This window comes from Carbonicoccus niuqiaonis (assembly GCF_050157065.1).
GTDB lineage: Bacteria > Actinomycetota > Actinomycetes > Propionibacteriales > Propionibacteriaceae > Avipropionibacterium.
This window is the reverse complement of record NZ_CP189573.1, coordinates 2,012,668-2,023,658: the sequence shown is the minus strand read 5'-3', so window position 1 is coordinate 2,023,658 and position 10,991 is coordinate 2,012,668. Positions and strand designations below refer to the sequence as shown.

Sequence of the window (10,991 nt, the reverse complement as noted above, 5' to 3'; positions counted from 1 at the left end):
GCTTAAAGGGTGGCTACTCGCTCAAACCTAGCACGCTGTCCGTGGGTCGCCGTTCAGCCGAGGTGGCTGGTGCGGACCTCTACTGTGTCAGGTATGTCCGTTGCCCGCCGCAGCCGCCACGTCGTGGTCGTGCTCAGCCTGGCGCTGGCGGTCGTGCTGGCCGGGTGCACCCCGCCCACCAGGTTCGACCCGCTGCGCGCCGGCGTCGCCGAACAGCGCACCACGGCCCGGCTGGAGACCGCGGACGTACTGGCCGTGCTGGCCGGCGGCACCCCCAGCCTGGCCTCGGCGCGGATCGACTCGTGTGCGGCCGGTGAGCAGAACTGGAAGCGGACCGACCCGTGGGCGTACCGCTGCTCCTTCCGGTACGCCGCGGTGGTGCCGGCGGCCGACATGGCCGGTGCACAGGCGATGATCGCGCAGAACCTGGCCGAGCTGGGCTGTGACGACCCGGGTCACCTGAGTGACCTGCTCGGCCGGTGGGGCACCCTCAACCCCGGTGAGCCGCTCCCGGCCGACGAGGACTTCCAGCCCGGTGTGCTGCCGCCGCAGCTCAACCTGTGTGGTGAGTTCGAGGTGTGGACACGGCTGTCCGACCCGACCGACCCACAGCTGGACCGGGTGGCGGCCGAGGCGGCCAACACCCGTGACGAGCTGGTCGTCGGGACCCGGCCGTTCTCCGCGGCCGAGGTGGAGCGCTTCGCCGCCCGGGACGGCGGGGTACTGGTCTTCTTCACCGTGTGGTCGATGTATCACGAGGAGCCGCGGTGAGCGCCGGTCATCGGCTGCGCAGCCTGCTGCGACGACTGGCCGGACCGATGGCGGCTGCCGTGGTGGTGGCCGGTTGTGCCCCGGCGGCCAACTCGGAGCTGCCGCGGGAGGTGCGTGGCGCCGAGGTGCACGCCGAGCGGCAACGCGCCACCGCGACCGCTGATGAGTACCTGCTGCAGGCGACCAACAGCTCGCCGATGCAGGCCAACCTGGACGGCTGTCGCGACCTTCGGCCGGAGCATTCGGGTTTCCTGTGGGCGTGTTCGGTGATCCGGGCGACCACGGTGACCGGCGGTGACGTCCGGGTCGCCCTCGACGAACAGCACCAACGGGTCCGGGCGCTGGGGTGCTCGGCCTACCCGGGCATCCAGACCCGCAAGACCCGGCTCGACGAAGGCTTGCCGGTGTCGATGCTGTACGACGTCACGTACAGCTGTCCGGACGGCGTCGTGATCGTCATCCGGTTCAGCGAACCGACCGACTCCGGGTTGCCGCAGAAGCTGGACCTGACCACGGTGAGCCCCGGTCCGGGACCGGCGAACGTGGTGTCGGAGCAGAAGTTCTCCGAGCAGACCGTACGGACGCTGACCGGCGACACCACCCAGCAGGCCGTGCTGGTGGTCGCGGTGCAGAAGGACTACTGGGCGATGCCGGCGGAGTGATTCCCCGCCGCACGATTGCTCGCCAGCTTGCCGAGCACACCGTTCACGAAGGCGGGCGACTCGTCGGTCGACAGTTCCCCGGCCAGCGAGACGGCTTCGGAGATGGCCACGTCGGCGGGCACGTCACCGGAGCTGATCTCGTACGCCGCGATGCGGAGCACCGCCCGATCGACCCGCGGCAGCCGAGCCAGGGCCCAGCCCTGGGCCAGGTGGGCCGACAGTTGCGCGTCGATCGCCGACTGGTTGTCGTGCACCCCGTTCACGAGCTGGGTCGTGAAGTCGCGGATCGGTGGGTCCGCGTCGGCTGTCCGGTCGGCCAGTGTCGTCAACGCGTCGGTGCCGCGCAGTTCGGCCTCGAACAGGATGTCGACGGCACGCTTGCGCGCCTTGCCGCGGGTCGACCGCTTGATCGGGGTCGTCGGCCGGTCTGGCCGGGCCGGCTCGCCGGGTTGGGCAGGCACCTGGTCAGCCGCCGACCCGGCCGAGGTACTCGCCGGTCCGGGTGTCGACCTTGACCTTCTCGCCGTTGGTGAGGAACAGCGGGACCTGGATCTGCAGACCGGTCTGCACGGTGGCCGGCTTGGTGCCACCCGAGGAGCGGTCGCCCTGCAGGCCCGGCTCGGTGTAGGTGATCTCCAGCTCGACCGAGGCGGGCAGGTCGATGTAGAGGGGGTTGTCCTCGTGCAGCGCGACGGTCGCCATCTGCTCCTCGAGCAGGTAGTTCTTCGCATCGCCGACGGTGTCATCGGGGATCGTGATCTGGTCGAAGGTGCCGGTGTCCATGAACACGAAGCCGGTGCCGTCGTGGTACAGGTACTGCATCTCACGCCGGTCGACGTTGGCGGTGTCCACCTTGGTGTCGGAGTTGAACGTCTTGTCGACGATCTTGCCGGTCAACACGTTCTTGAGCTTCGACCGTACGACCGTGTTCCCCTTGCCCGGCTTGTGATGCTGGAACCACAGCACCTGCCACAGCTGACCGTCCAGGTCGAGCACCATGCCGTTCTTCAGGTCGTTGGTCGACGCCACCTTGTTTCCCTTCACCGTTGGCGCCCGCGCGGCTTCTCGCTACGGGCCGACCAGAGTCTAGTCGAGGGGCGCCGGCTTGGCCCAACCTCCCGGTGACAGCCCGCCGCCTCACGCTGACCTCGCCCCCTCTCCACTACCCTGCCCCCTGCTGCAGTGGGGGCGAGGTTGAGCAGTGGGGGCGAGGTTGAGCAGTGGGGGCGCTCAGGACGAGATGGCCTCGTACGCGGCCCGCAGCACGTCCTCGGGCGGGCCGACCAGCATCTCCGCCTGCGCCAGCCCGGTCAGTGCGGCGAACCGCAGGGTGGAGCCGCGTGACTTCTTGTCCTTGGCCATGATCGCCCGCAGTGCGTCCCACTGCCCACCGCGGTAGTTGGTCGGCAGTCCCACCGACTCCAGCACCGACCGGTGCCGGGCCAGCAGTCCGGCGTCGATCATCCCCAACCGGTGGGCGAGCTCGGCGACATACACCATCCCGATCGCGACCACCTCGCCGTGCCGGATCCCGAAGTGCTCGTGGGCCTCCACCGCGTGGCCGAAGGTGTGGCCGTAGTTCAACAACTCGCGGCCCACGTCGGCGCCGACCGAGGTCGCCTCGGTCAGGTCGCCGGCCACCACCTGCGCCTTCACCCGGATCCCCCGGGTGATCAGCTCGGCCAGCGCCGGCGAGTCCCACCGGGTGGCGGCGGCCGGGTCGGACTCGACCAACGTCAACACCTCGGGGTCGGCGATGAAGCCGCACTTGATCACCTCGGCCAGCCCGGCCACCACCTCGACCCGCGGCAACGACGCCAACACCGACAGGTCACACAACACCCCGCGCGGTTCGTGGAAGGCGCCCACCAGGTTCTTCCCTGCGCGCGTGTTGATGCCGGTCTTGCCGCCGACCGCCGCGTCGACCATGCCGAGCACGGTCGTCGGCACGGTGACCAACCCGACACCGCGCAACCACGAGGCCGCGACGAACCCGGCCAGGTCGGTGGTGGCTCCCCCGCCGTACCCGATGATCATGTCGTTGCGGGTGAAACCGGCCTCGCCGAGCCGTTCCCAGCAGGAGACGAGCACGTCGGCCTGCTTGGCCGACTCCCCGTCCGGCACGTCGAGCAGCAGCACCTCCACGTCGGCCGACAGCTGCGAGGTGATCACCGACAGTTGATCATGGAGCAATCCGGGGTGCACGACCGCGACCCGGTTCGCCCCGGCGACCAGCTGTCCGATCCGGTCGACCACCCCGTGGCCGATCGCGACGTCGTACGGGGCGGTCGGCGTCTCGACCCGGACCAGGGTCGGCGCGGGCACGGCTGCCATCTCAGGCCTGCTCGGCCAACGCCGCCACGACCCGGCGGGCGGCCTCGGCCGGATCGTCCCCGTCGTTCGGCACCGTCACCGTCGCCAACTGCTGGTACAGCGGGGTCCGCTCGTTCAGCAACTTGATCAAGGTCCCACGCACGTTGCCCATCAGCAGCGGGCGGGCCTGGTTGAGCCCGGCCCGACTGACCGCGGTCGCACCGCGCACCTCGAGCCACACCACCGGCACCCCGGCCAGCGCTGCCCGGATCTTCGGCGACATCACCGCCCCACCACCCAGTGCCACGACCTGGTCGTGCTCAAGGGCGGCCACGGTGGCCTCCTCCTCCAACCGCCGGAACGCCGGCTCACCGTCGTCGGCGAAGATCTCGCTGATCGGCTTCCCGGCCTGCTCCTCGATGACCTTGTCGACGTCACAGAACCGGGCACCCAACAGCTCGGCCACCAGCGCACCGACGGTCGACTTGCCCGAGCCCGGGGCGCCGATCACCGCCAGCGTCTCCGCCGACCGCAGGTCGACGCCCGCGTCATCACGTTGCGCCTGTTCGGTCACCACGTTCCGCGCGCTGGCCGGATCGACGACCACCGCATCCTCGGGGCGTACCACCTCCGCAGCGTCCGGGTCGACCATCTCGGCCCGCTCGACCGGCAACATGTGTGCCGCGTCGGCACTCAACATGTGCGCATCGGCGTGGCTCAACAGGTTGGGCGCCCGGTCCTCACCGTGGGCGAACGGATCGTAGACGTCGCCGGTCATCAGCCATCTCCTTCGGCGCGTCCGGCCGCATGCTCCTGGGAGGCACGGACGGCCAGGCCGCGCTGCTTGACGTCGGCCAGGTAGGCGTCGTGGTTGCGGCGGGTCTCACCGACCGAGTCGCCACCGAACTTCTCCACCGCCGCGTCGGCCAGCACCAGTGCCACCATCGCCTCGGCGACCACTCCGGCCGCAGGCACCGCGCACACGTCGGAACGCTGGTGGTGCGCCGCGGCCGGCTCCCCGGTCGACACGTCCACGGTACGCAGCGCGCGCGGCACGGTCGCGATCGGCTTCATCGCCGCGCGGACCCGCAGCACCTCACCGGTCGACATCCCGCCCTCGGTGCCACCGGCGCGGTGCGAGGCCCGGGCGATGCCGTCCTCGCCGATCAGGATCTCGTCGTGGGCCTTGCTGCCACGGCTTCGGGCCAGCTCGAAGCCGTCACCGACCTCGACCCCCTTGATCGCCTGGATCCCCATCAGCGCGCCGGCCAACCGGGCGTCGAGCCGACGGTCACCGTGGACGTGCGACCCCAACCCCGGCGGCAACCCCCACACCACCACTTCGACGACACCGCCGAGGGTGTCGCCGGCCTTGTGGCAGTCGTCCACCTCGGTGACCATCCGCGCGGCAGTCTCCGGGTCGAAGCAACGCAGCGGGTCGGCGTCGATCGCATCCCGGTCGGCAAAGGTCGGCAGCAGCCCGGCCGGAGCCCGGACGGGTCCCAGCTCGACCACGTGACTGACCAGCGTGATGCCGTACGCCTGGTGCAGGAAGTTGGTCGCCACCCGGCCCAGTGCGACGCGCGCCGCGGTCTCCCGCGCCGAGGCCCGCTCCAGCACCGGCCGGGCCTCGTCGAAGTCGTACTTCTGCATCCCGACCAGGTCGGCGTGACCCGGCCGCGGTCGGGTCAGCGGGGCGTTCCGGGCCTGGGCGGCGAGCACCTCGGCGTCCACCGGGTCGGCCGACATCACGGTCTCCCACTTGGGCCATTCGGTGTTGCCGATCTCGATCGCGATCGGCCCGCCCTGGGTCTCGCCGTGCCGGATCCCGCCGAGCAGGGTGACCTTGTCGGCCTCGAACTTCATCCGCGCCCCGCGGCCGTACCCGAGCCGGCGGCGCGCCAACGCCTCACTGACGTCGTCGGTCGTCACCGCCACGTGTGACGGGATCCCTTCCACAACCGCGACCAGCGATTGCCCGTGGGACTCCCCTGCGGTCAGCCAACGCACCATGCGGGTCAGTCTTTCATCGTGCCGCGCGACGATCGAGTTCAGCCCGTCCGGCGGACAGCAACACCTCGGCGTCGACCTCGAGCCCGGTCATCAGCCGCAACTGGCCGACCGCCTGATGGGCCAACAGGTCCAGTCCGCTGACCACGGCCGCACCCGCGGCCTCGGCGGCCGCCGCCAGCCCGGTCGGCCACGGGTCGTACACCACGTCGAAGACGACCGGTGCTGACTCGGCAGCGGCAGTGGCCAGGCCGTCGGCGGCCCCGGCGGTGACGGTCGACAGCACCAGGTCGGCGTCGGGGACGTCGGTCGTCCAGCCGGCCACGGTGAGGGTCATCCCCTGCGCGGTCGCCAGGTCCGTCAGCTCGGCGGCGCGCGCCGGGGTCCGGACGATCACGTGCACCGATCGACAGCCCAACCGGCCGAGCGAGACGATCGCACTGCGGGCGGTGGCGCCGCTGCCGAGCAGCACGGCGCGCTCGATCGTCGACACCCCGACCGCCCGGACAGCGTCGACCAGCCCGCCGACGTCGGTGTTGTACGCGAGCCTGCGGTCACCGTCGAACACCAAGGTGTTGGCCACCCCGACCGCGGTCGCCACCGGATCGGGCTCCCCCACCGTCATCGCCGCGACCTTGCACGGCATGGTCAGGCTGAGGCCACGCCACTGCGGGCCGAGCGCGTCGACGAACCCCGCCAGCCCGCTGTCGGTCACCTCGTGGCGTTCGTACGTCCAGTCCAGCCCGAGCACCCGGTACGCGGCCCGGTGCAGGGCCGGCGACAGTGAGTGCTCGATCGGCGAGCCGAGCACCGCACAGGTCCGATCATCCCCGTACGGGGACCGGCCGGTCAACTCAACAACCCTTCCCGGGGTTGGCCTGGCACCACTGCTGGAACAACGCCACGTTGGCGTTGTGCTCCTCGAGGGTGTCGGCGAACCGGGTCTCCCCGGTGTCGAGGTTGACCGTCACGAAGAACAGCCAGTCACCGGCCTCCGGCGAGGTGGCGGCCTCGATCGAGCTGCGGCCCGGCGCGGAGATCGGCCCCGGCGGCAGGCCCTTGTGCACGTAGGTGTTGTACGGCGACTTGTTCGCCCGCTGCTCGTCGGTCGTGGTCGTGTTCTCGTAGTCATTCACCGCGTAGTGGACCGTCGAGTCCATCTGCAGCGGCATGTCCCTCGACAACCGGTTGAAGATGACCCGCGCCACCTTCGGCCGGTCCTCGGCCCGGTTGACCTCGCGCTCCACGATCGAGGCGATGGTCAACAACTCCAACGGGCTCACGCCGAGCGAGTCGGCGCGGGCCTCCAGCGACGTCGCGGCCGCCACGTCGTTGTACTGGCCGACCATCTGCTTGAGCAGGTCGGCCGCGGTGGTCTCCTCCGGGATCTCGTAGGTGTTGGGGAACAGGAACCCCTCCACGTTCGGCGCGTAGTCCGGCAGCCCGAGCGCCGCCTTGTCCTTCGCCGCGGCCTCCAGGTCGGCCACCGGGATCTCGGTGCGTTCACTGATCAGCTGGAACTGCTGGGAGACCCGCAACCCCTCCGGGATCAACACGAAGTTGCGCAGCATCGCCTCCGGGTCGAGCAGGATCTCCAACGCCTCGCTGGCGGGCAGCTCGGTCTTCATCCGGTACGTCCCGGCCTGGATGTTGACCGCCTCGGGGTGGTCCTTCACCGCGTTCAGGAAGGCGGCGGTGGACCGCACCACGTTCTCCTCCACCAGCAGGTCACCGATCTCGGTCACGCCGGCACCGCGCGGCACCGTGACGACGACCTCGACCTTGCCCGGCCCCTCGAAGTCGGGCGCCAACTGCAACTCACCGATCAGACCGGACGTCTTGTCCCAGACGAACCAGCCGCCACCCACCAGGATCGCCAGCGACAGCAACACCGCCAACGCGCTCTTGGTCCGGGCGCCGAACTCCCGCCACGGCCGTGGCTTGTGGTTCGGGTCGATGATTCCGCTCACTGTGCTCCCGCGGGTCGACGGTCAGGTCGGGGTCGATACTAGCTCGCCCGGCGGCTGTCCCCCGGATCGCTCGCTGGCCAGGGCGTGCTCCAGGATGCCGACCGCCGCGACCTGGTCGACCACCTGCCGCTGCTTGCGGCCGGCACGCCCGGCGGCCCGCAGCTGTTGGGTGGCGGTCGTGGTGGTGAACCGTTCGTCCACCAGCCGTACGGTGACCGCCGCCGGTGCCAGCGCGGCCGCCAACCGTCCGGCCTGCTCCCGGATCCGCAGCGCCGCCGGCCCGTCGTCCCCGCGCAGCGAGCGGGGCAACCCGACGACCACCTCGATCGGCTCGTACTCGGCCACCAGGGCCAGCAGCCTGGCCAGCGCCGGGTCGTCGGCGGCCAACGTGCCCGCCCCCGCCGGCACGGTCTCCACCGGGTAGGCGAGGGTGGCGCGCGGGTCGCAGGCCGCCACCCCGATCCGCGCCTGCCCCAGGTCGAGCGCCAGCCGGACCCCGAACCGCGGCTCGCCCTCGCCGCCCTGCGACCCGGTACCCACCGGGTGCCTCAGCCGTTCTGCAGGACGTGGCCGACGGCGTACTCGACCGCCCGCAGCGCCTCGTCACTGGCAGCGCCGTTCGTCCCGCCACCCTGGGCGATGTCGGCCTTGCCGCCGCCCCGGCCGCCCAACGCCTCACAGGCCGGGCGGATCAGCTCACCGGCGGCCAGCCTGCGGTCCCGGGCGCCCTCGTTGGTGGCGACCACGACGGCCGGCTTCTCGGCGGTCCCGCCGACCAGGGCGACCACGGCCGGCCGGTCGATCTTCGAGCGCAGGTCCATCGCGAGTTGGCGCAGGTCGCCCGCGGCCACGTCGGGCAACTGCTGCCCGAGGAAGGCGACCCCCCACATGTCCTTGGCGCTCGCGACCAGGTCGGCGGTGGAGTTGCGGAGCTGTTCGCCGCGCAACCGGGCGATCTCCTTCTCCGCATCCTTCAGCTGCGCCACCATCCGGGTCACCCGGTCGGTCAGCTGGTCGGGCTGCACCTTCAACATCTCCGACAGCCCGGCGACCAGGGCCCGTTCGGTCGCCAGCTGCTGGAACGCGTCGTACCCGACGTACGCCTCGACCCGGCGCGCACCGGAGCCGACCGAACCCTCACCGATGAACGACACCACGCCGATCTGCGAGGAGCGCTGCACGTGCGTACCACCGCACAGCTCCCGCGACCAGGTCTCGGGGTAGTCGCCGCCGGCGATGTCGATCACCCGCACCCGGTCGCCGTAGTTCTCGCCGAACAGGGCGAGCGCCCCGAGCTTCTTGGCCTGGTCGATGTCCATCTCCCGGGCCGACACCGCGAGGTCGTCGCGGACCGCCGCGTTGGTGATCGACTCCAGCTGGTCGCGGACCTCCCGGTCGACGCCGGCGTTCCACGAGTAGTCGAAGCGCATGTAGCCCGGTCGGTTGTACGAGCCGGCCTGTACCGCGGTCGGGCCGAGCACCTGCCGCAGTGCGGCGTGCACCAGGTGGGTCGCCGAGTGCGCCTGGCAGGCGGCCAGCCGGGCCGCACCGTCGACGGTCGCCTGCAGCTCCGCCCCGGTCAACAACTCACCGGAGGTGACCTCGACGGTGTGCACGACCAACCCCTTGACCGGCCGCTGGACGTCGGTCACGGTCAGCTCCACACCGTCACCGCTGATCACGCCGGTGTCGGCGTCCTGGCCACCGGACTCGGCGTAGAACGGGCTCTCTTCGAGCACCAGCTCGACCGTCGCGCCCTGCTCGGCCCGGTCGACCACGGCGCCGTCGGCGATGATCCCGCGGACCCGGGACACCCCGTCGAGGGCGCTGTAGCCGGTGAACCGGGTCTCGCCCGCAGCCCGCAGTTGCCGGTAGCCGTCGCTGGCACCGGAGCCACCCTTCTTGGCCCGTGCGTCGGCCTTGGCCCGCTCCCGCTGCTGGTCCATCAACGCGGTGAAGCCCGCCTCGTCGACGCCCAGGCCCTGCTCGTTCGCCATCTCGAGGGTCAACTCGATCGGGAAGCCGTACGTGTCGTGCAACTGGAACGCCTGGTCCCCCGGCAGCGTGCTGCCGCCGGAGCCGCGCACCGACGCCACCGCGGTGTCGAAGATCTGGGTGCCGGCGCTCAGCGTGCGGGTGAACGCCTCCTCCTCGGCGTACGCGATCTGGCTGATCCGGTCGAAGTCGGTGGCCACCTCGGGGTACGAGCCGGCCATCACGTCACGCGAGGCGGGGAACAACTCGGCGAACGACGGGTCCCCGACGCCGAGCAACCGCATGGACCGGACGACCCGACGCAGCAGCCGCCGCACGACGTAGCCACGCGCCTCGTTCCCGGGCACCACGCCGTCGCCGATCAGCATCAGCGCCGAGCGGACGTGGTCGGCGACCACGCGCATCCGGACGTCGTCGTCGTGGTCGGCCCCGTAGCGGCGGCCCGACAGCTCGGCCGCCTTCGCGATCACCGGGTAGACCTCGTCGATCTCGTACATGTTGTCCTTGCCCTGCAACAGGTACGCGATCCGCTCCAGCCCGGCGCCGGTGTCGATCTGCGGCTTGGGCAGTGGGCCGGCGATGTCGAAGTCACTCTTGGAGCGCACCTGCGACAGCTCGTCGGACATGAAGACGAGGTTCCAGATCTCGAGAAAGCGGTCCTCGTCCACCACCGGACCGCCGTCGGGCCCGTACTGCGGCCCGCGGTCGATGTAGATCTCGGAGTTGGGGCCACCCGGGCCCGGGATCCCCATCGACCAGTAGTTGTCGGCCAGTGCGCGGAACTGGATGCGCTCGGCCGGCAGCCCGGCGATCTCGTGCCACAGCCCGGCCGCCTCCTTGTCGCCGTCGGGCAGGTTCGGGTGCAGCCCGGGTGCCAGCACGGTCACCCACACCGACTCGGGGTCGAAGCCCAGGCCGCCGGAGTCGGTGGTGCCGGTGATCAACTCCCAGGCGGACTGGATGGCCCCGGCCTTGAAGTACTCGCCGAACGAGAAGTTTCCGCACATCTGGAAGAACGTGCCGTGCCGGGTGGTCTTGCCCACCTCCTCGATGTCGAGGGTGCGGACGCACTTCTGCACGCTGGTGGCCGACGGCGCCGGGGGCGGCTCGCTGCCGAGGAAGTACGGCTTCATCGGCACCATGCCGGCGTTGACGAACAGCAGGTTCGGATCGTTGTAGACCAGCGGTGCCGACGGGAGCACGAGGTGGTTGCGACGCTGGAAGTACTCCAGGAATCGTCGCCGGATGTCGGCGGTGTTCATGTGTGGTG

At 70.8% G+C, this 10,991-nt stretch carries 11 protein-coding genes; 2 read left to right on the top strand and 9 right to left on the bottom strand.

Annotation, left to right across the window (positions count from 1 at the left end; translation table 11 throughout):
* Positions 1-93: 93 nt before the first annotated feature.
* Both ACQBAU_RS09210 and ACQBAU_RS09205 read left to right on the top strand, forming a co-directional pair.
* Positions 94-771 (top strand): hypothetical protein, encoded by a 678-nt coding sequence (locus tag ACQBAU_RS09210; RefSeq protein ID WP_465256617.1) that lies wholly within the window; start codon positions 94-96, stop codon positions 769-771.
* Positions 768-1,433 (top strand): hypothetical protein, encoded by a 666-nt coding sequence (locus ACQBAU_RS09205; RefSeq protein WP_434550517.1) that lies wholly within the window; start codon positions 768-770, stop codon positions 1,431-1,433. Before ACQBAU_RS09210 ends, ACQBAU_RS09205 begins: the two co-directional genes overlap by 4 nt.
* On the opposite strand, the gene nusB is transcribed toward ACQBAU_RS09205, so the two are convergent.
* From nusB to alaS, 9 genes are all read right to left on the bottom strand, one after another.
* On the bottom strand, positions 1,409-1,894 hold the full coding sequence (gene nusB / locus ACQBAU_RS09200) for a transcription antitermination factor NusB (protein ID WP_434550518.1): 486 nt from the start codon (positions 1,892-1,894) through the stop codon (positions 1,409-1,411). The two genes, ACQBAU_RS09205 and nusB, sit on opposite strands and share 25 nt — an antisense overlap.
* Positions 1,895-1,898: 4 nt before the next feature.
* Positions 1,899-2,432 (bottom strand): elongation factor P, encoded by a 534-nt coding sequence (efp, locus tag ACQBAU_RS09195; RefSeq protein ID WP_465259503.1) that lies wholly within the window; start codon positions 2,430-2,432, stop codon positions 1,899-1,901.
* 231 nt (positions 2,433-2,663) lie between these two features.
* Entirely contained in the window at positions 2,664-3,767 is a 1,104-nt protein-coding gene (gene aroB / locus ACQBAU_RS09190) for a 3-dehydroquinate synthase (RefSeq protein ID WP_465256616.1), read from the bottom strand.
* A gap of 1 nt (position 3,768) precedes the next feature.
* A complete protein-coding gene (locus ACQBAU_RS09185; protein ID WP_434550522.1) occupies positions 3,769-4,524 on the bottom strand; it encodes a shikimate kinase in 756 nt (251 codons plus the stop codon).
* Entirely contained in the window at positions 4,524-5,759 is a 1,236-nt protein-coding gene (gene aroC / locus ACQBAU_RS09180; RefSeq protein ID WP_465256615.1) for a chorismate synthase, read from the bottom strand. The genes ACQBAU_RS09185 and aroC overlap by 1 nt, the downstream gene beginning before the upstream one ends.
* Before the next feature lie 13 nt (positions 5,760-5,772).
* Complete coding sequence (locus ACQBAU_RS09175; RefSeq protein WP_465256614.1) at positions 5,773-6,609, bottom strand: shikimate dehydrogenase; 837 nt, start codon at positions 6,607-6,609, stop codon at positions 5,773-5,775.
* A 1-nt stretch (position 6,610) separates the two neighbouring features.
* The gene (mltG, locus tag ACQBAU_RS09170; protein ID WP_465256613.1) at positions 6,611-7,726 is read right to left on the bottom strand and encodes an endolytic transglycosylase MltG; all 1,116 of its coding nucleotides are present in this window, start codon (positions 7,724-7,726) and stop codon (positions 6,611-6,613) included.
* 21 nt (positions 7,727-7,747) lie between these two features.
* Positions 7,748-8,266, bottom strand: coding sequence for a Holliday junction resolvase RuvX (ruvX, locus tag ACQBAU_RS09165; protein WP_434550526.1), 519 nt, complete (start codon positions 8,264-8,266; stop codon positions 7,748-7,750).
* Between the two features lie 8 nt (positions 8,267-8,274).
* Positions 8,275-10,983, bottom strand: coding sequence for an alanine--tRNA ligase (gene alaS, locus ACQBAU_RS09160; RefSeq protein ID WP_465256612.1), 2,709 nt, complete (start codon positions 10,981-10,983; stop codon positions 8,275-8,277).
* Between the last annotated feature and the right edge of the window lie 8 nt (positions 10,984-10,991).

What these genes read in the sequence shown, in the direction of transcription:
- aroB (WP_465256616.1), bottom strand. Translation starts at nt 3,767, where the DNA reads ATGGCAGCCGTGCCCGCGCCGACCCTGGTCCGGGTCGAGACGCCGACC.
- ACQBAU_RS09210 (WP_465256617.1), top strand. Translation starts at nt 94, where the DNA reads ATGTCCGTTGCCCGCCGCAGCCGCCACGTCGTGGTCGTGCTCAGCCTG.
- aroC (WP_465256615.1), bottom strand. Translation starts at nt 5,759, where the DNA reads ATGGTGCGTTGGCTGACCGCAGGGGAGTCCCACGGGCAATCGCTGGTC.
- efp (WP_465259503.1), bottom strand. Translation starts at nt 2,432, where the DNA reads ATGGTGCTCGACCTGGACGGTCAGCTGTGGCAGGTGCTGTGGTTCCAG.
- alaS (WP_465256612.1), bottom strand. Translation starts at nt 10,983, where the DNA reads ATGAACACCGCCGACATCCGGCGACGATTCCTGGAGTACTTCCAGCGT.
- ACQBAU_RS09185 (WP_434550522.1), bottom strand. Translation starts at nt 4,524, where the DNA reads ATGACCGGCGACGTCTACGATCCGTTCGCCCACGGTGAGGACCGGGCG.